Origin of the sequence: Fictibacillus fluitans (assembly GCF_030418125.1) — a bacterium.
Taxonomy (GTDB): domain Bacteria; phylum Bacillota; class Bacilli; order Bacillales; family Fictibacillaceae; genus Fictibacillus_C; species Fictibacillus_C fluitans.
On record NZ_JAUHTR010000001.1, the window covers coordinates 429,687 to 452,583 of the forward strand.

Annotated in this window: 27 protein-coding genes and 1 other RNA gene; 8 read left to right on the forward strand and 20 right to left on the reverse strand. The window is 45.3% G+C overall.

The window, feature by feature from the left end; genetic code table 11:
• Nucleotides 1-18: 18 nt before the first annotated feature.
• The 3 genes from QYB97_RS02015 to QYB97_RS02025 all read right to left on the reverse strand — a co-directional run bounded on the left by QYB97_RS02015 (nucleotide 19) and on the right by QYB97_RS02025 (nucleotide 2,852).
• Complete coding sequence (locus QYB97_RS02015) at nucleotides 19-879, reverse strand: CvfB family protein (protein WP_301164284.1); 861 nt, start codon at nucleotides 877-879, stop codon at nucleotides 19-21.
• A gap of 87 nt (nucleotides 880-966) precedes the next feature.
• Nucleotides 967-1,119, reverse strand: coding sequence for a YycC family protein (locus QYB97_RS02020; protein ID WP_301164285.1), 153 nt, complete (start codon nucleotides 1,117-1,119; stop codon nucleotides 967-969).
• A gap of 44 nt (nucleotides 1,120-1,163) precedes the next feature.
• The gene (locus tag QYB97_RS02025; RefSeq protein ID WP_301164286.1) at nucleotides 1,164-2,852 is read right to left on the reverse strand and encodes a formate--tetrahydrofolate ligase; all 1,689 of its coding nucleotides are present in this window, start codon (nucleotides 2,850-2,852) and stop codon (nucleotides 1,164-1,166) included.
• A 173-nt stretch (nucleotides 2,853-3,025) separates the two neighbouring features.
• On the opposite strand from QYB97_RS02025, the gene QYB97_RS02030 reads away from it, so the two are divergent.
• The gene (locus tag QYB97_RS02030) at nucleotides 3,026-3,346 is read left to right on the forward strand and encodes a 2Fe-2S iron-sulfur cluster-binding protein (RefSeq protein WP_301164287.1); all 321 of its coding nucleotides are present in this window, start codon (nucleotides 3,026-3,028) and stop codon (nucleotides 3,344-3,346) included.
• 50 nt (nucleotides 3,347-3,396) lie between these two features.
• Here the strand turns inward: QYB97_RS02030 and QYB97_RS02035 are convergent, their stop codons facing one another.
• Nucleotides 3,397-4,038, reverse strand: coding sequence for an HD domain-containing protein (locus QYB97_RS02035; protein WP_356948156.1), 642 nt, complete (start codon nucleotides 4,036-4,038; stop codon nucleotides 3,397-3,399).
• An 81-nt stretch (nucleotides 4,039-4,119) separates the two neighbouring features.
• Between QYB97_RS02035 and QYB97_RS02040 the strand changes: the two genes are divergently transcribed.
• Nucleotides 4,120-4,371 (forward strand): DUF2564 family protein, encoded by a 252-nt coding sequence (locus QYB97_RS02040; protein ID WP_301164288.1) that lies wholly within the window; start codon nucleotides 4,120-4,122, stop codon nucleotides 4,369-4,371.
• 42 nt (nucleotides 4,372-4,413) lie between these two features.
• Here the strand turns inward: QYB97_RS02040 and QYB97_RS02045 are convergent, their stop codons facing one another.
• A complete protein-coding gene (locus QYB97_RS02045) occupies nucleotides 4,414-4,692 on the reverse strand; it encodes a DUF6123 family protein (protein ID WP_301164289.1) in 279 nt (92 codons plus the stop codon).
• A gap of 57 nt (nucleotides 4,693-4,749) precedes the next feature.
• The gene (locus QYB97_RS02050; RefSeq protein WP_301164290.1) at nucleotides 4,750-5,412 is read right to left on the reverse strand and encodes a reverse transcriptase-like protein; all 663 of its coding nucleotides are present in this window, start codon (nucleotides 5,410-5,412) and stop codon (nucleotides 4,750-4,752) included.
• A gap of 83 nt (nucleotides 5,413-5,495) precedes the next feature.
• Between QYB97_RS02050 and QYB97_RS02055 the strand changes: the two genes are divergently transcribed.
• Nucleotides 5,496-5,894 carry a reverse transcriptase-like protein gene (locus QYB97_RS02055; protein WP_301164291.1) on the forward strand — a complete coding sequence of 133 codons (399 nt, stop codon included), beginning with the start codon at nucleotides 5,496-5,498 and terminating at the stop codon, nucleotides 5,892-5,894.
• Nucleotides 5,895-5,912: 18 nt separating this feature from the next.
• On the opposite strand, the gene QYB97_RS02060 is transcribed toward QYB97_RS02055, so the two are convergent.
• From QYB97_RS02060 to QYB97_RS02070, 3 genes are all read right to left on the reverse strand, one after another.
• Entirely contained in the window at nucleotides 5,913-6,806 is an 894-nt protein-coding gene (locus tag QYB97_RS02060) for a 5'-3' exonuclease (RefSeq protein ID WP_301164292.1), read from the reverse strand.
• Between the two features lie 292 nt (nucleotides 6,807-7,098).
• Nucleotides 7,099-7,286, reverse strand: a non-coding RNA gene (gene ssrS / locus QYB97_RS02065) — 6S RNA.
• A 34-nt stretch (nucleotides 7,287-7,320) separates the two neighbouring features.
• Entirely contained in the window at nucleotides 7,321-7,461 is a 141-nt protein-coding gene (locus tag QYB97_RS02070; RefSeq protein ID WP_301164293.1) for a hypothetical protein, read from the reverse strand.
• 116 nt (nucleotides 7,462-7,577) lie between these two features.
• Between QYB97_RS02070 and QYB97_RS02075 the strand changes: the two genes are divergently transcribed.
• The gene (locus QYB97_RS02075) at nucleotides 7,578-7,829 is read left to right on the forward strand and encodes a DNA alkylation repair protein (RefSeq protein WP_301164294.1); all 252 of its coding nucleotides are present in this window, start codon (nucleotides 7,578-7,580) and stop codon (nucleotides 7,827-7,829) included.
• A 98-nt stretch (nucleotides 7,830-7,927) separates the two neighbouring features.
• Nucleotides 7,928-8,314, forward strand: coding sequence for a hypothetical protein (locus tag QYB97_RS02080; RefSeq protein WP_301164295.1), 387 nt, complete (start codon nucleotides 7,928-7,930; stop codon nucleotides 8,312-8,314).
• Nucleotides 8,315-8,327: 13 nt separating this feature from the next.
• Here QYB97_RS02080 and QYB97_RS02085 read toward each other — a convergent pair whose 3' ends face one another.
• The 9 genes from QYB97_RS02085 to QYB97_RS02125 all read right to left on the reverse strand — a co-directional run bounded on the left by QYB97_RS02085 (nucleotide 8,328) and on the right by QYB97_RS02125 (nucleotide 17,653).
• Entirely contained in the window at nucleotides 8,328-9,617 is a 1,290-nt protein-coding gene (locus QYB97_RS02085; RefSeq protein WP_301164296.1) for a peptidase, read from the reverse strand.
• Nucleotides 9,618-9,643: 26 nt separating this feature from the next.
• Complete coding sequence (locus tag QYB97_RS02090) at nucleotides 9,644-10,306, reverse strand: 3-oxoacid CoA-transferase subunit B (RefSeq protein ID WP_301164297.1); 663 nt, start codon at nucleotides 10,304-10,306, stop codon at nucleotides 9,644-9,646.
• On the reverse strand, nucleotides 10,273-10,998 hold the full coding sequence (locus tag QYB97_RS02095; protein ID WP_301164298.1) for a CoA transferase subunit A: 726 nt from the start codon (nucleotides 10,996-10,998) through the stop codon (nucleotides 10,273-10,275). Before QYB97_RS02095 ends, QYB97_RS02090 begins: the two co-directional genes overlap by 34 nt.
• Nucleotides 10,999-11,014: 16 nt before the next feature.
• On the reverse strand, nucleotides 11,015-12,382 hold the full coding sequence (locus QYB97_RS02100) for an aspartate aminotransferase family protein (RefSeq protein ID WP_301164299.1): 1,368 nt from the start codon (nucleotides 12,380-12,382) through the stop codon (nucleotides 11,015-11,017).
• A 62-nt stretch (nucleotides 12,383-12,444) separates the two neighbouring features.
• Nucleotides 12,445-12,726: a YokU family protein gene (locus QYB97_RS02105; protein WP_301164300.1), complete on the reverse strand. Its 282-nt coding sequence runs from the start codon at nucleotides 12,724-12,726 to the stop codon at nucleotides 12,445-12,447.
• Between the two features lie 14 nt (nucleotides 12,727-12,740).
• On the reverse strand, nucleotides 12,741-14,159 hold the full coding sequence (gene kamA / locus QYB97_RS02110; protein ID WP_301164898.1) for a lysine 2,3-aminomutase: 1,419 nt from the start codon (nucleotides 14,157-14,159) through the stop codon (nucleotides 12,741-12,743).
• A 177-nt stretch (nucleotides 14,160-14,336) separates the two neighbouring features.
• Complete coding sequence (locus tag QYB97_RS02115; protein WP_425589752.1) at nucleotides 14,337-15,722, reverse strand: sigma-54 interaction domain-containing protein; 1,386 nt, start codon at nucleotides 15,720-15,722, stop codon at nucleotides 14,337-14,339.
• A gap of 68 nt (nucleotides 15,723-15,790) precedes the next feature.
• On the reverse strand, nucleotides 15,791-16,651 hold the full coding sequence (gene ablB, locus QYB97_RS02120; RefSeq protein WP_301164301.1) for a putative beta-lysine N-acetyltransferase: 861 nt from the start codon (nucleotides 16,649-16,651) through the stop codon (nucleotides 15,791-15,793).
• Between the two features lie 168 nt (nucleotides 16,652-16,819).
• Nucleotides 16,820-17,653 carry a sulfurtransferase gene (locus QYB97_RS02125; protein WP_301164302.1) on the reverse strand — a complete coding sequence of 278 codons (834 nt, stop codon included), beginning with the start codon at nucleotides 17,651-17,653 and terminating at the stop codon, nucleotides 16,820-16,822.
• Between the two features lie 93 nt (nucleotides 17,654-17,746).
• Here QYB97_RS02125 and zwf point away from each other — a divergent pair, with 93 nt between their 5' ends.
• Nucleotides 17,747-19,249 carry a glucose-6-phosphate dehydrogenase gene (gene zwf, locus QYB97_RS02130; protein ID WP_301164303.1) on the forward strand — a complete coding sequence of 501 codons (1,503 nt, stop codon included), beginning with the start codon at nucleotides 17,747-17,749 and terminating at the stop codon, nucleotides 19,247-19,249.
• Between the two features lie 33 nt (nucleotides 19,250-19,282).
• Here the strand turns inward: zwf and bcbE are convergent, their stop codons facing one another.
• Nucleotides 19,283-20,578, reverse strand: a complete 1,296-nt coding sequence (gene bcbE, locus QYB97_RS02135) for a bacillibactin exporter BcbE (RefSeq protein WP_301164304.1) — start codon at nucleotides 20,576-20,578, stop codon at nucleotides 19,283-19,285.
• A gap of 151 nt (nucleotides 20,579-20,729) precedes the next feature.
• Between bcbE and QYB97_RS02140 the strand changes: the two genes are divergently transcribed.
• A complete protein-coding gene (locus QYB97_RS02140; RefSeq protein WP_301164900.1) occupies nucleotides 20,730-21,890 on the forward strand; it encodes an aminotransferase A in 1,161 nt (386 codons plus the stop codon).
• Nucleotides 21,891-21,919: 29 nt separating this feature from the next.
• Here the strand turns inward: QYB97_RS02140 and QYB97_RS02145 are convergent, their stop codons facing one another.
• Nucleotides 21,920-22,198: a DUF2533 family protein gene (locus tag QYB97_RS02145; RefSeq protein ID WP_301164305.1), complete on the reverse strand. Its 279-nt coding sequence runs from the start codon at nucleotides 22,196-22,198 to the stop codon at nucleotides 21,920-21,922.
• A gap of 168 nt (nucleotides 22,199-22,366) precedes the next feature.
• On the opposite strand from QYB97_RS02145, the gene QYB97_RS02150 reads away from it, so the two are divergent.
• A complete protein-coding gene (locus tag QYB97_RS02150) occupies nucleotides 22,367-22,891 on the forward strand; it encodes a hypothetical protein (RefSeq protein WP_301164306.1) in 525 nt (174 codons plus the stop codon).
• Nucleotides 22,892-22,897 lie beyond the last annotated feature (6 nt).

A 22,897-nucleotide genomic window follows, 5' to 3' on the forward strand; every position in this document is an offset into this window, starting at 1 on the left:
CCTGTATGCTTGGTAACGTTAAATTTTTAAGAATGTCGTTCCATTTTCCTGCTTCACTTTGTTTTCTTTGATTAATTTGCCCAGTGCACGTTTAAATGCTGCCTTACTGATGCCAAATTCATTTTTGATATCATCAGGATCCGATTTATCGGTATACGGCATTTGGCCTCTGTGATTTCTCAAGTACTGATAAATCATTTCAGCATCTTCATTATACGCCTGTTCTTTTCTTGGTTTCATGGATAGATTGACTCTGCCGTCTTCTCTCACAAACGTCACACGGCATTCCACCCGTTCGCCAAGCCTGAGCTGGCGCGTCATTTCCTCGTTGTGAATAAAACCGATCAATTGATTATCCGTATATACCAAAGCTCCTGCTTCATTGAGTTTGTACACATGACCGGTCACCATCTGATTAAAATGGGTTTCTTCCGCCGCTTCAGCCTGGTCCACGATCTCCTGTTCTGAAGCAAGGTCTGCAAACAGTCTGCCTTTCTTATCAAGGCGGAGCCCGCAGTACAACTGGTCTCCGACAGCGGGCCATTGATCCAATGGACCCGGAAGGTCGTCATTGGACAATAATACATCTTTATGTATGCCCATATCGAGAAAAACACCCAGTCGTTTTTGGGAGCCAACCACCGTCAGCCAGGCCAGTGTGTCCAGCCTTACTTTTGGCTGGGACATTGTTGCCGCCAGCCGGCCTTCATGGTCCTGGTACAAAAAGACATCAATGGTTTCTCCTTCTTTCAATTCCCGTGAAGCTTCACGTTTATGAAGCATCACATCCTCTGATCCATTGCTTAAAAAATAGCCAAACTCACTTAATCGCGCCACATTTAAAGAAGCGACTTCTCCGGCCCTTAACTTATTTTCCATAACTGCTCAATCCCTTTGTTCTTTTTCATAGTATTCACCTTTATATCAAAAATAGAAACCTGCATTTAAGAAAGCAGGCTCCCTTTTTCATTCTTCATCTTTTTTATTTTCTTCGGCTTCCAGTTCCATCAGCTTTTTAATCAGGATATGCTGCGGCATATGCATGATCTGTTCAAGCGGAACATTCAGCTTTTTGGACAGCATAACGGCGGTCTCCGGCGATATTTGTAACGGTTTCATTCGATCAGCCTCCCTCTGCTAAGTATAGCAGACCTGATTCTTCTTTAAAACAATCCAACGGCTTTTCCATCTTCCGTAACATCCATGTTCAGAGCAGCAGGTGACTTCGGAAGGCCGGGCATCGTCATGACATCCCCGGTAAGGGCTACAATAAAGCCGGCACCTATTGAAGCTTTTAATTCGCGAATTGTAATTACAAATTCTGTCGGCCGACCGAGCTTCTTAGGGTCATCCGACAGGGAGTACTGCGTTTTCGCCATACATACGGGAAGTGAAGACCAGCCCTGCTGATCAAAATCCTTTAGCTGTGTCAGTGCTTTTTGCGAAAACTGGACACCTGCCGCACCATACACTTTTTCTGCGATGGTAATGATTTTTTCTTCAAGTGGCTGATCTAGCGTATACAGGGGTTCAAACGCATTACTTTGGGATTCAATAATCTTAAGTACGGTTTTCGCCAGATCCTCCCCGCCTTCTCCGCCTTTTAGCCAGACGTCTGCGATTTCCACAGGAATGCTCCGATCTCTGCACCAATTCAAAATATGTTCAACTTCTGTATCTTGATCCGAAACAAACCGGTTCACCGCAACTACAAACGGCAGACCAAAAGCCCGGATGGTTTCAATGTGCTTTTCAAGATTGGCCATTCCTTTTGCAAGGGCAGCTGTATTCTCACCAGATAGCTGGGTTTTATCTACACCTCCATGCATTTTCAAAGCGCGCGCTGTGGCAACAATAACAACAGCACTCGGGTTGAGCTCCCCATATCGTGATTTAATGTTTAAAAACTTCTCTGCTCCGAGATCTGCTCCAAATCCTGCTTCGGTGACCACAAAATCACCAAGCTTACTCGCCAATTTGGTCGCAATGATGCTGTTGCAGCCGTGCGCGATATTCGCAAATGGTCCCCCGTGTATAATGGCAGGTGTATTTTCCAGGGTTTGTACCAGATTGGGGCGGAGCGCATCCTTTAACAGCAGGGTAAGTGCTCCCTCCACTTTCAGATCACTTACTGTGATTGGCTGGTTATCATATGTATAAGCAACCACCATTCTCGAAAGCTTTTTCTTTAAATCTTTCAGGTCCCGGGCAAGACAGAAAATGGCCATTACTTCAGAAGCTACGGTGATGTCAAAACCATCCTCTCTCGGAACACCCTGTACCGGTCCGCCCAAACCTATTACAATGTTACGCAAGGCGCGGTCATTCATATCAATCACTCGTTTCCAGGCAATGCGGCGGGGATCGATATTCAGCTCGTTTCCACGATGGATGTGGTTGTCGATGAATGCGGCCAACGCATTGTTAGCTGTTGTGATTGCATGGATGTCACCGGTAAAATGAAGATTAATGTCTTCCATCGGAATGACTTGCGAATACCCTCCGCCAGCTGCTCCGCCTTTCAGTCCCATGCTTGGTCCAAGCGAAGGTTCACGAAGTGCAATAATCGCTTTTTCGCCAATCCGGTTCAATGCCTGGCCAAGGCCGACGGTTACAGTTGATTTTCCTTCGCCGGCAGGCGTTGGATTGATGGAAGTAACAAGGACCACCTTGCCTTCCTGCGCGGTTTTTAGTTTATCAAATAAATCAAGGGATAACTTGGCTTTGTATCGTCCATATGGTTCCCAATCCTCTTCCTGCAGGTTCAACTGTGCAGCAATTTCTTCAATCCGTTTCATGCTGGCTTCCTGTGCAATCTCGATGTCAGACTTGTGCGTTACTTCCTTCGTCATCTGTAGAGTACCCCCTGTATACGTGCTATTATCATTCTACAAAAAAACAGTCATAAAAGATAATGTTGCTTTCAACCGCTTTAATAGTGTATCCGCATTTTTGTTTTTGCTGCAAATCCATGTATACTATAATGGAAGTGATTTCAATTTACATACTTAAGGAGGTTCATTTTATGGCAAAGATCTCTGTAAAAGGTTTTGGCGAATACGAAATTGAAGATGGCAAGAAACTGGTACTAGGGCTGGAAGACCAGGGTGTTGATATTCTTCACCGGTGCGGTGGCAATGCCAGGTGTACGACATGCCGTGTTGAAGTACTGCAGGGCAGCTTCGGCGAAATGGGAGAAGCTGAACGAAACATTATTGAAACGAAAGGCCTTGGTGAGAATATCCGCCTTTCCTGCCAGGTAAGAGTGAGCGGGGACGCGGAAATCGCACCGGCGATGACATCATCGAAGGACGGACTTGACGCAGGACCCCGTCCGGCAGAATAAAGTAATCTTTTTACCCTGAGAGCTGCATGGATTATGCGGTTCTCCCTTTTTTACCGTCTTCCTTCCCACTCCTTAAAAAACACTTCAAGAAAGTGCTCCATCTCTTCATGCCGGCGTGCTGCCAGCTGTTTTCCATAGGAAGTATTCATACCATTTTTTAGTTTCAGAAGTTTTTCGTAGAAATGGTTCACAGCCGTTGACCGCCCGTTGCGGTATTCCTCTTTTGTCATGCTGTTTCTTACCTGAATAGAGGGGTCATAAATCAACTGCCCTATATGTCCCGAGTATACAAATGTCCGTGCAATGCCAATGGCGCCCATGGCATCGAGCCGGTCAGCATCCTGAACCACCTTGCCTTCAAGTGATGACATAGGAACTTTGTTTCCGCCCTTAAAGGACATGGTTGAGATGATGTTAAGAACCTGTGAACATACCTCTGCAGGAACCTCATTTTCATTCATCCACTGATTGACTTTTTGAATTCCTTCTTCTTCTGACCCATTCAATTTCTCATCAGCAACGTCATGCAGGAGAGCAGCAAGGCTGCATATGAAAAGATTTGCCCCTTCTTCCCTTGCGATCGTACATGCAAGTTTGTTTACTCTGTAAATATGCCACCAGTCATGCCCGCTCCCGTCCAGGCCGAGCACTGACTTTGCGTAGTTCTCTGCTGCTTCCAAAATTCTTTCCAAATCGATCTGCTCCTTTTTTCTTTCCTTATAAAAAATGGCTGCTCTAGACATACTAACTTAAAAAACAGGTAGGTGAATGGGATGTCAGAACCGTATAATGAGTTAAAACAAGTGGATATGTCGATCCAGAGTGCACAGAGGATCATCGGCCATGCTACAATGAGCATGGACCCGGGCCAGCTTCATGCAGCTAAAGAAGCGCTTGCTACCGCAAAGCAACAATACCAGGACGCACTAAAAAACCCCACCGGCATGGATGGAATGTTTTTGGAGCATGCCAAAGAAACAATTGAACAATGTGAACAGCAAATAAATGAGGCATTAAAGCCATAAAGAAAGAAAAGCCGGAAATTCTCCGGCTTTTTATTATGAATATTAAACGGTAAGTTCGACTTCAAGATCATTTACATAGGCATACGCTTTTTTCTTGGTCGTAATGTTGTTTTCTTTAAAACCTTCAAGGAGGGCAATATAATAACTGCCATCGAATTCCCGCTGGATCTTAAGGGTGATTTCGATCGATATACTGACCATGTAATCACTCATACCGGTGAAGTGCTTTCCGAATTCAATAAATGCTGTATCGCTTTCTTTCAATTTAATCCCTTTTGATTCAAGGTGCTGGAAATAGTCCTGGATTGAAAACTGCGACAAAATACCCCATCCCATTCTAAAAAAGTTCCATTTAAATTGTATCAACCCAAAATGACTTTAATCAATGATTTCTTTTTTTCCGTGAATGATATTGCCGTTCAATGCCTGAGTGGCCAGGCTATCTGCCTCTTTATTTTCATTTCGGTTCAAAAGTTCATAGACAGGCTGGAGCCCGAGTTTTTTTATTTTTTCCTCGATCCTGTCCATCCATCGCTGAAGGTCTTCTTCATAGCAAGGCCATTCGCCGCTCATCTGATGGATCACACCCATTGAATCGCCTTTAATTGTTACGGAAGTATGGTGAACGCCCAGTGCGTCCAACTTATTGACAAGAAGCCAGAGAGCCGCATATTCCGATTCACTGTTGGATGCGATTTCGTCGAACGCAGCATTGGTGCGCACCCGGTATTGCTTGTGGCTTTGTGTATAATAAATAGCCACCCCCTGGCCGGATTCCCGGCTATCCTTTTGAAAGCCTCCGTCGAAATAAGCAACAATATCCGCCGGCTCTGTTTCAATCACTGCGACCATTTTTTGAAGCTCTTTCCTGGACCAATAAACACCTGTTTCATCCATAAAGCTTATGTTGCCGAGTCGGCCTGTTTTCTCAATGTCAGCTGCAAGCAGGACCGCCTGCCCAACTGTAACCGGGTCTGAAACAAATCGAATTTTTTCTTTCGACTTTGCAGGTTTGTATTCCCATTCCAGTGTCAGTTTCAAAACCATGACCTCCACTCTTAAGTTAATCTCCTACCTTATTGTATCCCATTTGGCTATAATAGAACTATCAGGAGGGATGATATGTGATTGAAGTTTATATTGACGGAGCAAGCGCGGGAGACCCGGGGCCGTCCGGTGCGGGAATCTTCATAAAACTGGGAAACGGGAAGGTGGAACAGCACAGCATTCCGCTTGGCTGCCTGTCCAACCATGAAGCTGAGTTCAAAGCCTTGCTTCTTGCTCTTGATATTTGTCTGGAAAAGAAGTATGATCCTGTGTCATTCCGAACGGATTCACAGGCGGTTGAGCGGGCGGTTGATAAACGGTTTGCCAAAGACAAACGATATGACAGCCTTCTTCAGCAGGCGCTCGAAAAGATCGAAGCATTACAATTGTTTTTTATCAAATGGATTCCAAGCAAACAGAACAAAGTCGCTGACGATCTTGCCCGCAAGGCGGTTCAGCTGAATAAAATTACATAAAAAAAGAGCGGAACATGATCAGCCCACTCTCACATTGATTTCAAGTTTGGATAATTCATCTTTTAATAATGAACGATTGACCCGGATCCGGACATCATCAAAATTTAAATCCAGAATACCAGGGACATCTCTGTATATCTCACAAAGGTCCCGGCTCAGGAACGCCATCTCACGGCCAAGCTGAAGCTTCTTGAAATATCTTTTGTACTTAACATCCAGTTCATCCACGCATTCATAAATGCCTTCCACGCTTCCGTATTGCTGAACCAGAGGCAATGCGGCTTTCTCGCCGACTCCTGCTACACCGGGGATATTGTCACTTTTATCCCCGAGCAATGCTTTCACATCAATCCATTGGGAAGGCTCTATTCCGTATTCATCACGGAAGTCATGCACGGTATATTTAATCTCACCTTTTTTGGCGGCAATCAGCTGGGAGGTCTTCTCGCATAAAAGCTGCAGCAAGTCACGGTCATTGCTGTAGATGACGCACTCCCCCTGTTTTTCATCACGCCACTTTTGGGCAAAGGTGCCGATTATATCATCTGCTTCATATCTCGGAATGGTATACTGCGGAAGACCTAACGTATCAAAAAGCGTAACCGCTGTTTCGTACTGCTGGATCAAAGGTTCAGGAAGCTCATTTCTTGTTCCCTTGTAGTCCTGAAACTTTTCTTTGCGCAATGTTTCATTTCGCTTCACATCCCACGCGATGGCCAGATGTGTAGGTTCATGAATTCTTACGAGCTGGAGAAGCTTCTGGATTTTTGCACGCAGGCCATTGGTGAACAAGCCCTGCGAATTGCGCGTGAGCTGATCCCATTCCTTTCCGTATGCTGTGGCAAAATAACATCTGCTCAGCAAGTTAAACCCATCGATTAACAGCAATTTTTCTTGTGTTTCTTCCGACATACTTTCCACCATCCCACCAATAATAAAAGGCTGTGTTTCATAACCGTTGCTGTCTGGAGTGGTTGATTCCCGTTCCAGGCTGCTCGCTTTCCGCGGGCGGGCGCTGAGCCCTGCCGGCGTAAACGCCTCCTAGGTCTCATCTGTACCGCTGTTCCCGCCGGAGTCTCCCACCTTTCTCTCCAATCAACTAACAATGATGATGTAGCAAAAGGTTCTCGAAGCTCACAACAAGTTTAGAAAAACGCCTAATAAAAAAACTTATTTTACCCATAGAAGTAAAATAAGCTTGTTATGTATATCCGCTTTGCCGTAGCTCATCCTGTCTTAAAAACCCGTTCTCACAGGTGGGTATCCGCAGCGGTCTTTTCACCTTCCTCTGCGTAATGGAGAGGCACGGTGTATTCAACCAGTCATTTAAGATTCCCGTATTACTCATATCGGTTTAAGACAAAATAAGAGCCACTAACATCGCAGAATGTAATTATAACTCCAAAGCTTGATTTTGTAAATAATCTTACTTTGTTTTCTTGCCGTGGCGGTGATTTTCCCTTTGCTGTTCATCAATGGCAGCAAATTCTGTATCACTGCGCTGTTCCATTTTCTTTGCGTTATTGTTACGCTGGGCATTGGCATTTCCTTTTTTCTGTTTTCCCAATGTGGTCAGCTCCTGTATATAGAATATACCTATGTTTCCCGGAAGTCAAAAAAAGAATCCTCCTTATAATTTTCCTCATAATGGCAATCCTATGTAGTAAAAGGAGGCTGATATTTATGGCTAATGCTTATTTATGCCCTAACTGCAAAACGAACCGCACACGGTTTAACATCATCGATCAAGTTCCACAATCAGTGAAACTGGATCCTGCCACCGGCTCCATTGTCAACCAGTATAACAGCAATGAAGAGCTTGATCCTTTTCATATCCCCTACAACGGAGCCAATAAACTGATTCAATGTGCTACTTGCGGCGTAGTGGGTGAAGAAGAGACTTTTGTGAAACGGGCTCAAAATAACCCTCTCTAGAAGATGAACAGTCTTGTTCATCTTTTTTTATTGCAATAAAGGAGAATCCCCTTTTGTCACGAACTCATAATGAAATGAGACTAGAGGAGGATAAATGATTGTCTGTTAGAAATTCTGATTCCCATCTTTTTAAGATTCCAAACTGCCAAATCGAAAAAAAAGAGTATCAAATCGTTTCTCAGTATTATGAAAATGAATCCTTCGCCTACAGAACCTTTATTGTGACTCAATCAGGAATGCCTTATCTGCTGTATGAGCTGGCCATCACCTATGAAGCCGTGTATAAGCTGAGCCATTTTTTCCCTCTTTATACTCCCTCTTTCCTGCTTCCTCTCGGACTTAATTTTGTATATGACATGCTCAAAACACCTTGCCCACCCCATACCTCTTCTTTAATCACCAAAGAACACGTTTCATCTTTAACCATCCATTGGCGCTCCCTCCCGCCTATAAATGATCCTTTACATGAACTTTCTTCACTATGAAGCAACGGACCTGTTACTTTTCCTTTTCAAGAAGCTCTTTTTGCTGTGGCTGACTGGCTACCCCGCACCAGTCCATAACAGTTAAAGTTATCATGGCTGCAGCCTCAAAAATCTTATCCAGTTCGATGTATTCATCCGGGTAATGGGCGACAGAAGTGACGCCTGGCCCAAATACAATACTTGGCGTTTGCCCCACTGCTGTTAAAAGACCGCCGTCTGTTCCCCAGGGCGATGCTTCAATAACCGGCTCGTTTCCTGAGATGTCCCTGAAGCGTTTCTTGAGCAGCTGCATCAACTCATGTTCAGTATCTATTGCGCCGGGAAGCCATTGTGCTCCGAACCATTCCACACGAGGAGGGTGCCCCGTCAGCCATTCGTCTTGTATACTCGACATTCTGTCTTCAAACTCTTTTTTAACTTGCTCAAGGGTTTCATCAGGAGCAACACCAATTCTCCCTTCGATCACAATGCAGTCAGGGACTGAAGATGGCCAATCACCGCCTGAAATTTTGCCAAGGTTGATTGGAACGGGGATAGGTATCTTTTCATACAAAGGATTGGTGATTCTTTCATTTCTCGTTTTCTCCAGCTGCTGGATTTCCTGTATGACAACTATTGCCTTTTCAAAGGCACTTACTCCTTCATACCGGGTACCGCCGTGAGCGGAACGACCGAAAACATGAATTCTGAACCACATGGAGCCCTGCTGGGTAGGGAAAATTTTCATGTTTGTCGGTTCAGGAATAATGGCCGCATCTGCTGTGTAGCCTCTTAAAATGGCGGCAAGTGTCCCTGCTCCCCCGCTTTCCTCTTCCATCACACTGTGAAAGATAACATCACCTTTTAATTCCAGTTTCAGGTCCTTGATGCATTCCATCGCAAGCAGCAGACAGAGATTGCCTCCTTTCATATCTGTGGCCCCTCTGCCATACAGCTTTCCATCCTGAATCGATCCGCTATAAGGATCGTGTTCCCACTGTTTTATATCGCCCGGAGGTACAACATCCACATGGCCATTGAGAACAACTGACCGGCCGCCTCCTGTGCCTTTGATCACTGCCGCTACATTGGGACTGTTTGAAAAATCAGTTCGTGTGGCACAGAAATAAGGGTGATTAAGAAATTCCTCCTCGTCCGGATGCCATAGATCCACTTCACAGCCCATCTCTTCCAGCTTTTTAGCAACCAGCAGCTGCACCTCTTTTTCATTGCCCTGTTCACTGTTCTTTCGCACCATTTCCTGAAGAAACGAGATGGCCTCCGGTTTTTTCCTTATCATCCATTTTTGAATGGTCTCCTGCATAAGATCCCTCCTGCTTTTAGATTTGATTATTGAAAGGACACAACCTGATTGCCAATTTCAAGAGCGGCACCCGTTGATTCCACTACTTCCTCTATCGAGTGTGGATGCATGACTTCTCTAAGGACAAGCTTTTCATCCGCGATGTCAATTACTGCCTTTTCGGTAATGATCATATGAGCTCCCTTTTTCACCGTGAGCGGCAATTTGCATTCTTTCACGATTTTCGGATTCCCCTCTTTATCGGTATGGTTCATCAGCACAATGACTTTTTTTGATTTTTGGGCAAGATCAATCGCTCCTCCCATACCTGGCACTCTTTTTCCAGGAACGATCCAGTTGGCGATATCTCCTTGTTCACTTACTTCAAGAGCCCCCAGCACAGTTATATCGAGCAGGCCACGGCGGATAATCCCAAATGCCGTGGCGCTGTCGAAATAAGAAGCCCCCGCGATCAATGTCACAGGATATCCTCCGGCATTGGAAAGATTGCCATCTTCTTTTCCGGGCGGCGGAGATCCACCCATGCCGAGAATGCCGTTCTCCGTGTGCAGCATTACTCCATAGTTTCCTGGAATATAATCCGCAACGAGTGTGGGAATACCGATTCCTAAATTGACAATCATCCCCCGCTGAATTTCCAGGGCTGCTCTTCTCGCTATTTGGTGTCTTGTTTCAGTTCCCAGACCCATTTCCAGTCCACCCCTTTGCTTTGGACGATATAATCCACAAAGACACCCGGTGTTACCACACATTCCGGATCCAGCTGTCCTGCAGGCACTATTTCTTCCACCTCTGCTATGGTGATATTACCAGCCATGGCTACCAGCGGATTTGTGTTTCGTGCGCTCTTGTCATAGATGAGATTGCCATACGTATCCGCCTGTTTGGCATAAACAATGGAAACATCTGCTGTGAGAGCGGGTTCAACCATAAACGTTTTTTCTTCAACCTCCACTGTCTGCTTTCCCTTTTCCACAATGGTGCCAAATCCTACATCCACAAGAATACCGCCAAGGCCCATACCACCCGCCCTGATCTTTTCAGCAAGCGTTCCCTGAGGTATGAATTCCACAGCGAGTTCTCCATTTTGCATCTGTTTGCCCGCTTCCGGATTGGAACCAATGTGGGAGGCGATCAACCGGGAGACGCGCTTTTCCGTAATCAGTTTTCCGGGGCCAATCCAGGGGAAACCTGTATCGTTGCTGATCATATAGATGTCCTTAATTTGTTTATCAATCATTACATTGATCAGGCCGGGCGGAGCGCCAACTCCTCCGAACCCGCCGACCATCAGCGTCATCCCGTCAAAGAAATGAGAAGCTGCTTCCTCTAACGACAGCTGTTTTATTTTTAATGGACCCTGTTTTGACTGGGAAACCATGGTGACTCATCCCTCCTTAACTTGTTGCCTTATGCACGAGGATGCCTGCTGAAACAAGCCCGTTCATCAGTTCCTCCATACTTTCCTCCAATATTCTCAGCATTTCATAGATTTGAAACGATGTAATGGTTAAGGGCGGGGAAATCAGGACGGAATCACCCTCGAATCCTGTTACTCCGCCAAAAGCCGGATAAATCACAAGCCCGTTTTTAAAACAGAGCGAAATCAGCGTTTCCCCCACACGGTGGGTGGCTGAAAAAGGAACGCGGGTTGGCAGGTCGCTCACCAGTTCAAGTCCGCAAAGCAGTCCTTTGCCCCTGACTTCACCGATGATTGGATATTTTTTTTGAAGATCCTGAAGGCTCGCCATCAGTTTTTTCCCCTGTTCCTCTGCGTTTCGTACAAGCTCGTGCTTCTCCATGTAATCAATTACTTCTCCGCAAACCGCTGCTGACAGCGGATTGGCACTGAAGGTATGACCGCTCATTACGATTTTAGAACCCTTTCTGATTACATTGATAATCCGGTCGGATACCATCGTAGCCGCCATGGGTGTATAACCCGCACTCATTCCTTTTCCGAGTGTCATGATATCGGGTTCGATTCCCCAATGCTCCACTGCAAACATTTTTCCCGTTCGCCCCATACCTGTCATCACTTCGTCCGCAATCGTCAGGATGTTGTGCCGGTCACAGATCTCTTTAATTTTTTCGTAGTATCCAGGAGGCGGAGTTACGGCTCCTCCTGCTGCACCGACAATTGGTTCAAAAATAAAGGCCGCAATGTTTTCCGCCCCGATCTCCTGTATGGCACGCTCCAGGTCATTGCCGCACGCCAGCCCACATCCAGGATACGTTTTTTTCAGCGGACAATGGTAACAATAAGGAGCTGCAACCGCAGGGAAATCTTCAAGCAGTGCACTAAACCGTTCCCTTCTTAACGCATGGCCTGACATGGACAGCGCACCCAGTGTGATTCCATGGTAGCTGGTCCAGCGTGAAATAATTTTAGTTTTCGTGCGGATTCCCTGCTCTTGAAAATATTGAATCGCTACCTTTAGCGCCGTTTCGGTTGCTTCCGACCCGCTGTTCACAAAAAATGTCCAGTTTAAATTTCCCGGTGCCAGGCTTGCGAGTTTGTTTGCCAGGCGTTCAGCAGGAGCACTCGTAAAATGAGATCGGTACACAAAAGCAATCTGTTTTGCTTGTTTCTCCATGGCGTCGGCAATTTCCTCCACGCCGTGGCCTATGTTCGCTGTTATCGCTCCGGATGAACCGTCGATATACCGCTTTCCATCGGTATCATATAAATAAATACCCTTACCATGGCTGATCATCGGATAACTTGCATCCAGGACCGGTTTGATGATGCCTGATTTATCCACGGGGGGCACCCCTTTCCTTTATGTTGGAAAGCAACGGATCATGATCCGTTGCTTCAAAAGGTTCAATTATAAAATTTAAAGTAATTCTTCTTTAAAAAACGTTCCGTGGCCATAAGCTCTTTAAATGTCACAACTTCTCCCAGCTTTTTTGTATCAATCAGAAGCAATTGATCTTCAATCTCTTCAATCACATCATCTTCATGGTATTCCATGCCGCAGGATGAACAGCACACCGCAGGAATCTCATCAATCTGCAGGGCACGGGTTCCATCATGCAGCTCCCAGAAGCCCGTTTTTGTCGTTTCCACTGCCCCATCTTCATTGCACCACATGCATTCCTTCATCAGCTGCACCTCCATCAGGCTTCTTTTACCGTGTCATCGCCCGGCTTATCTGTCTCTTTTTGCTGCTCATGCTTATATTTTCTTTCTTTCATTTCATCCCTTTTTCCACGCTTATCCTTGAGCGTTGCATGCTCGGGATTGGTCTGATATGTTTTTCTCCGGTCGAACCGGTTTAGTCCTTCCGGAACAATATTAAACTTTTCATCTTTCATTAAAGCCGTGATGCCGATGGCTGCCGGCTGCTCGGTAATATTCATCGTTTCATTAAAGTATTCATCGGCTTTGCCCGGTACGTAATTTTGGGGCTCCGGATACGAAGTAATCACACCCTCAAAGTTTCTCAAGATCACTTTGTCGGGACTCTGTGAAATCATGTAATTCGGCTGCAGCGAAATTTTGCCGCCTCCGCCGGGCGCATCCACAACAAAGGTGGGAACTGCATACCCTGACGTATGTCCGCGAAGCGCTTCGATAATTTCGAGACCCTTGGATACCGGTGCCCGAAAGTGACCGATTCCCTCGGAAAGATCGCATTGATAGATATAGTAAGGACGAACCCTGATTTTGACGAGGTCATGCATCAGTTTTTTCATAATATGTGTGCTGTCATTGATTCCGGCAAGGATGACCGACTGGTTCCCGACCGGAACTCCGGCATTGGCCAGCATTTCACATGCCCGTTTGGATTCCTCGGTAATCTCAATTGATGTATTAAAATGTGTATTCAGCCAGACAGGATGGTATTTTTTCAAAATCGAGCAAAGGTTCTCTGTAATCCGCTGCGGGAATACTACCGGCGCACGTGTGCCGATCCGGATGATTTCCATATGTGGAATGGCCCTCAGCCTCTTTAAAATATATTCGAGAATGTTGTCATTGATTAATAAACCATCGCCTCCCGAAATCAGGCAATCCCGGACCTGGGGAGTTGCGGCAATGTAATCAATGGCGGCATCCAGCTGCTTTTTGGGAACTCCCATGCCGATCTGGCCGGAGAACCTCCGCCTTGTGCAGTAGCGGCAGTACATGGAGCATTGATTGGTTACAAGAAACAGGACCCGGTCGGGGTAACGGTGGGTTAAACCCGGTACTGGTGAATCCTCATCTTCATGAAGGGGATCTTCCAAATCATATTTTGTTTTCAGAATTTCCTTACCCACAGGAACCGACTGCATCCGTATCGGGCAGCGGGGATCATCCTGGTCCATCAGCCACGCATAATACGGCGTGATATTTAACGGGATGGTCATTGTTGATATGCGAACGCCTTCCTCTTCCTCGGGCGTTAAATTAACAACCTTTTTTAAATCGTCAAGCGTCCTGACAGTATGGGTCAACTGCCATAGCCAGTCATTCCATTGTTCTTCAGTGACATCCTTCCATAACTCTATCTCTTTCCAATGTCGTTTCGGCTGGTACAAACCGTTTACGATCGGCATGATGTTACCTCCTTGTATACTGAGCTCATTTACTACAGTTGCAAGTTTCGTGCCAAATTCCCTGACAATATTTATGAGCGGTGTATCTGTGTCAGAGCTGTTTATTACCACTGTATGCGTTCGCCGGCCTATATGGGAAAAAGAAAAAACCGCCGAAATTTCGGCGGTCCGTCAAGTTTTCATTCGCAATTTATATTGAAGGGTTTGTCTGGGAATCTTCAGGAGCTGTGCCGCTTTTTGAATGTTGCCGTCTGTTTTGGTCAGCGCGGTCGAGATCAGTTCCTGTTCCCTTCTTGCCAGTGCTTCACGCAAAGGCACGATGGATGTTTCTGCCTGCAGCCGGCCTGCTGCCAGCAGATGAAGGGGGAGGTCGGACTTCCGGATGATTTCCTGATCTTCTGCCATATTCATTGCGTATTCAATCACATGCTTGAGTTCCCGTACATTTCCAGGCCAACGGTACCCGCATAAAAGCTGCAGCGCTTCTTCTGTAATGCCCTTCACTTCTTTGTGAAAGGTATGGTTGTAGTGGGAAATGAAATGACGGGCAAGAAGTTCGATATCCAATGGCCGTTCCCGGAGAGGAGGAACCTCAAAGAAAATGACATTCAACCGGTAATAGAGATCTTCCCTGAGCTTCTGTTGTTTAACACATTCCACAGGATGTTCGTTTAATGCTGCCATGATCCGTACATTGACAGCCTTCCCTTTTGTTTCCCCCACCCTGCGCACCACTCCATCCTGCAGCACCCTAAGCAGCTTGGCCTGGATATCCAAAGGCATGGAGTTAATTTCATCAAGGAATAAAGTGCCTCCATCGGCAAGTTCAAAAAGCCCCGGCCGCTCGACGGCTCCCGTAAAGCTGCCTTTTAAGGTGCCGAACAAAATACTCTCCAGCAGCTGTGAAGGAATGGCAGCGCAATTTTGGGCAATGAACGGTTTGTTTTTACGGGGAGACTCATTGTGAATCCCCTGAATTAAAACTTCCTTTCCGGTCCCCGTCTCCCCGAACATGAGAACCGGAGACGATGTTTGTGAAACTTTTTTCAGAAGCTGCTTTAATTGATCAATAGCCGGATCCGCCGAAATAAAGTCTTCCAGATGGTAAGAAGCAAAATGGCCATGGAAGACTTGTTTTGGACGTGCTTGATGAAATTGAGCCTGCATATCGAGCAGCTTTTCCGTCAGCTGTTTGATTTTGGTTAAATCTTTTGAGATTTCTATTGCGCCGATCAGCCTGTCATCGACGAGCAATGGAAGAGTGGTATTTACAGTGTCCACTCGCTTTCCGTTAAAGTTCGTATACGTTTGCTGCTGATTGATAATGGGCTTTCCGGTTTTGATTACTTTTAATAGCGTACTCGTCTCCTGATTCAGTGAAGGAAAGGCATCAAGCACATGGTAGTGGATGACATCACTGACCTTCAGCCCATCCAGCGAAGCGGCTACTTCATTATAAAAAATAGTCATCCCCCTGGCATCAACCGCATGAATGCCTTCGTCAATCGTTTTAAGAATCGCTTTTAGGATTTCGATGGTTTCCACTTTTTCAATCATTACTGGCACCTCCCTCAGGATGAAAGACAAACTGCTGAAAATTCATCACAACCGCCGAAAATCCGGCACTACCTGGAGGATAAATCCTTTACCCATAGATTCATGTCTTCGTATTTATCAAAAATCAGGCAGTTTTTGATCAATCTGCCCTGATAATGATAACCTCTCTGAGAGAAAACAGCATTCATTCCAAAAGATAAGGAACGGGCAATCGAATACGCACAATAGATGTGGCGGGATTTTAACTCTTGTTCCAATTGGTCGATCAGTATTTTCATCAATCCGTATTTCCGGTGTTCCGGCAGTGTGGCACAATCCGTAAGTTCTGCATTATGATAGGTCTGGTTGATATCGGCAGAAGCAGCACTCACCACTTCACCTTCATGTTCCACTAGATAATATACCGTTCCATTCTCCATTGTTTTTTCGATATAGCGTGAATCATTCATGGGTGTAGGATAAACTTCAAAAACCTTGCTGTATAAACCGGCCAGACGTGTGCAATCTTCTCTTAGAGCAAGACGGATCGAATAGGATTCCGGCAAGACAGTTTCTTGTTTCGTTTGGGGAGTGGAAAGGATCTGATCCATGATGTTATCCTCTTCCACCCAATAATCGCTTCGCTTCCGTTCATTGCTGTAATATTTGCACATGGCCACGCAATCGCTGCCGTTAAAAAACCCGCTGAACCAGGCTTCCGGAAGAAAGCCGGAGGACAGCAGTTCAGGAAGATGTTCTGCTCTGGCCTTAACAATCGCTTTTGAAAAGTTATGCTGCTCTGCCAGGCTTTGTACCGCTTTGACCATGGATTGGACGTTTCCCCGGTAGTCATCGACCCGAAGCCGTTCATTAAAATAATCAAGGCAAATGGAAGCTGTAATGTCATTCTGCTTAATCGTTGTATCTTTGTAGTATGTATCTGTTTGCATACTCATGCACCCCCTGGTTTACTCTTCTTCCCTATTCCATATGTAATGAGGAGAATCCTTCAAGATTCTTTTTCCAGAAAAAAAGCAGCCAACTAGAGCCTCTTTTCACTGGCATTCTGTTAGCTGCTCTTTTTTTATTAAAATAATTTGAATAAGGTACGTGAAATTTTATTCTTTCGTTTCAACCGGATTATCATCATAGGAAATCCAGTCACTCCAGCTGCCCGGATACAATATTGGCTGCTCAATGCCAGCCTCACTCATACCAAGGATGTTGGCACAAGCAGTAACGCCGGAACCGCAATAAACGATGATTTCTTTTTTGCCTGACAAGTCTTTATGAAGGTCCCTTAATTCTTCTGCAGGGTGCCATTCCTTTGTGCTGTTGATGTTTTTTAACCACGGTTTGTTGATGGCTCCTGGAATGTGTCCCGCTTTTTTATCGATCGTTTCCTGTTCGCCTGTGTATCTGGCCGCATCCCTTGAATCGATAATGATCGCTTCTTCTGTTTGGATGGCCCGCTTTACCTCTTCCATTCCCACTGCCTGCCACTTACTTTCCCTGATGGTAAAGTGTGTTGGTTCAGGAATGGTGTGTTCATCCGTAACCGGGTTTCCGGCTTTCTCCCAAGAGGTGTAGCCTCCTTGAAGAACAAATACCTTTTCGTGTCCCAGAAATTTCAGCATCCACCATAACCTTGCTGCCATTGACCCATTCTGGTCATCATAGGCGACAACGGTTTGTTCCTCATTGATCCCAAGTCTTCCAAATGTGGCTGCAGCCCCTTCTTTGGAGGGCAATGGATGACGGCCTCCATGCTCCGTTACCTTTCTTGATAAATCCTTGTTCAGGTTAACATACACTGCACCCGGAATATGGGAGCTTTCATACCATTTCTTTCCTTCTTCCGGATCGGCCAAATTAAATCTGCAGTCGAAGATCAGCACGTCCGAGCGTGATAAATGAGCGCTCAGCCATTCTTGTGTTACAATGTGTTTCATGAGGCGACTCCTTTCGAAAATATTACGTTATTTTTTTCAAACATAGGGGAAACTGATGTCATAAGCAATACTAGTAAAGTGAGGATTGATAACATGAATAATCATATTCCAGAAGCCTGTATCGTACTTTTTGGAGCAACAGGTGATCTGGCTCACCGTAAACTGTACCCTGCGCTCTTCCAATTGTACCAAAAGGAAAAGCTCAACGAAAAGTTTGCAGTAATTGGAGTGGGAAGAAAAGATTTTTCACATGAGAAATTCCGGGAGGATGTTATTGCTTCCGTTGCTAAAGCTGGGGATTTCCCAACTGAAAAAGTGGATACATTTGCATCACATTTTTATTTTATCCGCATGGATGTTACAAACGTAAAAAGCTATCATGAACTGAAAGACCTTGCAGATGAGCTTGACAGCACTTATGCGCTTGGCGGAAACCGCATGTATTACCTTGCGATGGCCCCTCAATTCTTCGGGACTATCCCTACACTCCTTAAATCGGAAGGGTTAACGGAGACCAAGGGATGGCAGCGACTTGTTATTGAAAAACCGTTCGGCCATGACCTTGCGTCAGCAACCGAGCTTAACGAACAGCTCCAAAAAAGTTTTCCTGAAGAAAGCATTTACCGGATTGACCACTATCTTGGAAAAGAGATGGTCCAGAACATCCAGGTGATCCGCTTTGGTAATGCGATCTTTGAATCGATCTGGAACAACAAGTATATTTCTTCTGTACAGATAACTTCCAGCGAGACCCTTGGAGTGGAAGACCGTGCGTCATATTATGAAAAATCCGGTGCGATTTTGGACATGCTCCAAAATCATATGCTGCAAATGGCGATGATGGTGGCGATGGAGCCTCCTGGCGGATTGGATCCAAAATTAATCCGTGATGAAAAGGTAAAGGTTCTCCGTGCGCTTCGTTTTTACAATGAAGATGAAGTGGAGAAAAATATCATCCGCGGCCAGTACAAAGAAGGCAAAATGAACAACAAAGCGGTTCCTGCCTATATTGATGAAGAAAATGTGGATCCAGCTTCTAAAACAGATACATTTGTAGCCGCAAGAATTTTCATCGACAACTTCCGCTGGGCCGGCGTACCATTTTACCTTCGTACAGGAAAACGCATGGCAACCAAAGCGACAGAGATCGTCGTTCAATTTAAAAATGGCCCAATGGCCCTTTATCATGAACATAATGATCACTACCAGCCGAACCTTTTGAGGATCCATATCCAGCCAGATGAAGGTTTGAGCCTTTCGTTGAATGCGAAGCCGCAAGGAGATTTCCCTGCCCTGCTTCCAATCAACATGAACTATTGCAATAATTGCCAAAATGAATTGAACACCCCAGAGGCTTACGAAAAGCTGATGCATGACTGCCTGCTCGGCAATTCCACGTACTTCACCCGCTGGGATGAAGTGGCCCTTGCCTGGGAGTTCATTGACGGCATTACAAACGCATGGAAAAACAAGGACATCCCACTTTATAAATATACGTCTGGTACCATGGGGCCGCTTGAAGCAGAAGAGCTTCTAAACGAAGATGGTTATACATGGTGGCCGCCGACCAACGTCCGCAACGAAATTGATAAATAAAAAAAACTCACGGCTATGGAAGCCGTGAGTTTTTTAATGCAGCGCAGGATTAAGGGGTTTTACTGGTTCTTCTGGTTGTTCCTTTTCATCACTGGGTTTCTTTTGCTGTTCCCCTTTTTCTCCTTTTTCCGGCTTGATCGCAAAAAATGCGAGCAGTGCAGCCAGCAGGCTTACGCCTGAAGAAACATAAAAAACAAAGGAATGGTCCGATTTCATGATCAGTGCGTAAATTGGCGGTCCCAGGGCTACACCAACAAACCTCATGGAACTGTAAAGGGAAGTAATCGTCCCTCTTTCTTCTTTTTCGATTCCCTCTGTAATCAGTGCATCGAGGCATGGCAAGGCAGCCCCGATTCCAAGTCCGCTCACAAATAAAATGCCAAGCAGAAAATATATCCCATCCGTAAACGTCACACTAAGTATGGAAACGGACACAAGAAGAATGCCGCAAAAGGTAAGCCATTTCATCAACGTTTTGTTCTGACCGATTTTCTTACCGGCAATAAACGAAGATATGGATAGAGCCAATAAAGGGATGGCCAGGACAAATCCTTTTTTTACCCCATTAATGCCATAGGTTTCCTCAAGGGTCGTTGACAAATAAAATAAAACACCAAAAAGAACAAACATAATGATTCCGCCAATGGCAAAAATAGCGATCAGCCATCTGGCATTGTTTTTAAAGGTTTTTTTGAATGACTGCAAAAACTCTTTGAATGGAGGAGGTGCGTCTTCTTCTTTTTTTGGTGTTTTTACAAGAAATGATACGAGGCCTATGGAGATCAGGCAAAAGATCGGAATAAACCAAAAAGGAAGGTGCCAGATAGATATGGCTAAAGCGGCTCCGATAATCGGACTCAGCACCTTTCCGAACGTATTGCTTGTTTCAATCAGGCCAAGGCCGGAACTCACTTCCTTCTCATCCTTGAACATGTCCCCGACAAGCGGAAGAACAACCGGGGCAGCACCGGCAGATCCAATCCCCTGCAGCAGTCTTCCCAAAAGAATAATGTAGTACGGATTCGCCATTTTCCATGAGGCCCATCCGGTGACCAGACCGCCGAGGCCAGCAATGATCAAGCTCGGGATAATTACTTTTTTTCTTCCGATCCTGTCCGACAGATAGCCTGCAATCGGGATGAGGATAATGGCCACGATGGAATAAACAGTGATAATCATGGATACCTGGAATGATGAAATATGAAGTTGTTTTTCAATTGATGGCAAAACAGGAATAAGCATGGAATTGCCCAAGGTCATCACAAGCGGTATGGATGCCAGTGAGATGAGGGCAAGCTTTTTGTTTGAATCTTTATGATTTGATTCCATATTCTCCTCCAAATCGCAAACAGGCGTTGATCTTTCTTAGTATGCTTTTATGCGCTTTTACCATACAAGAAAATCAAACCCATTGACTGGAAACAATAATTAAAGCTAAACTTAGGAACAAACGGACAAGGATACAGAGAGGAAGAATATGTTGGAACATTTACTTAACCCTTCAGTCAGGCACATCCAGATTTCAGGGATCCGAAAATTTTATAACCAGGTAAGCCATTATCCCGATGCGATATCGTTTACCCTTGGCCTGCCGGACTTTCCCACCCCTGATCACATCAAGGAAGCGGCAAAGCGGGCAATCGATGAAAATCATACCGTATACTCCCATAATGCGGGCTATTTGGAATTGCGCCAGGCGGCTGCAGCCTTCGTTGAAGAAAAATACGGACTCAATTACAATCCCGAAAATGAAGTCATTATCACAAACGGCGCGAGCGAGGCCATTGATATCTCCCTGCGTTCCATTTTGGATGAAGGCAGCGAAGTGTTGCTTCCCGGTCCGGTCTATCCCGGCTATGCACCGGTAATTGAAATGTGCAAAGCCCAGCCTGTATACATAGATACTGCAAAAACTGGCTTTAAACTAACAGCGGAACTGATCCGTGAGCATTTGACACCAAAAACGAAATGCGTTATTTTACCCTATCCATCCAATCCGACAGGCTGTGTTCTAAACCAGGCAGAGCTTGAGGATATCGCGGCAGTGCTGAGTGAAGCCGAGCTGTTTGTTTTATCAGATGAGATATACAGTGAACTGACTTACAGCCATCCGCATGTTTCCATTGCGTCAATGGAAGGGATGAGAGAACGGACGATCGTGATCAACGGCCTTTCCAAATCCCATTCCATGACAGGCTGGAGAATCGGTATGCTGTTTGCTCCAAAAGAGATTTCGCAGCATATGCTGAAGGTCCACCAATACAATGTAACCTGTGCGTCAACCATCTCACAGATGGCAGCTCTCGAAGCATTAACCACCGGTAAGGATGACGCCCTCCCGATGAAGAAAGAATACAGCCACCGGCTTTCTTTCGTGGCGAAAAGGCTCGGTGAGATGGGTCTCCATGCAGAAACTCCGGGCGGTGCGTTTTATATCTTTCCTGATATCAAACGATTCGGGCTGACGTCGCTTGAATTCGCAACAAAACTGCTTGAATCACAGCAGGTGGCAGTTGTTCCCGGTTCGGCTTTTTCCGAGTATGGCGAGGGCTTTATCCGTATCTCCTACGCTGCCTCAATGGAGCAGCTAAAAGCAGGCCTCGACCGGCTTGAAACGTTTATTGCTTCTCTTGACAGTTAAAATTTCCAAATGAAAACAGGCATCCCTCTTTACTTAGAGGATGCCTGTTTTTTTGTGCGGCCGACATACTCTTTCACCATGTCTTCCGAAATTATTTTCCGCTGGGGCACAATGCCTTTTTGTGCAAGCACGTTCATTCGCCGGCTTACATCGTTAATTTCATTTACGCTAAAAGGTTCCTGGCTGCTGCAGCGCTCCACTGCTTCTTCAATCAGTTGTTCCCTTTTCTTCTCAAGCTGGAGAAATTGAGCCACAACCTCATGCTGCTTGCTTGAATGTTTGCTGATTTCCATATGAACACTCATCATGATGCCCACCTTTCTTTATTGATAAAAGTATACCATGGTGCAGACCACATGTACCATTCTTCGAAAAATTTGAAATAATTTATCATTTTACAAAAGATTGTAAAGAGAATAAACTAGATTTTGCCCGTAAACTTCAAGAAAATTACATATTGGGAGAGGAAGTTAGTTATGAAAAAAACAGCAACCTTAGGAATTGTGCTTCTGTTAGCCTTGAATGTGGGCTGCAGCCAGGAAAAAGAAGCAAAGGGTAAAGAGCAGACAAAAACAGAAGCTTCTTCATCCAAAAACGCAGAAAAATCTGCACTTCTCGATTTCGAAGTAGAGCTTGGAGCGAAATTGCGTGACTATCATGCTCCGTTTAACGCCTATACTGCGGCAATGGATCCCGAAAAGAAAACTCCAAAAAGTGACATTGAAAAGCTGAAAAATGCTGCAAAAACATCTGGAGAAGAAGCAGCGAAAGAAATCCCGGAGCTTAACGTCCCTTCTTCCCTGCCTAAAGAAGACCAAAAAACGTTCAAATCGGCCTTTAAAGATCTTGGAGCATCCTATCAAACACGGGCTGAGGGGCTTGGCGATGAAAAGAAAACTGCACAGGCAGATGAGGAATTCCAAAAGTTTCAGAATCAGGTAAATACCATTCATAAGAAGCTCGGTTTAATCGATGCCAACTTTACAAACGAACTTCAATAAAATCAA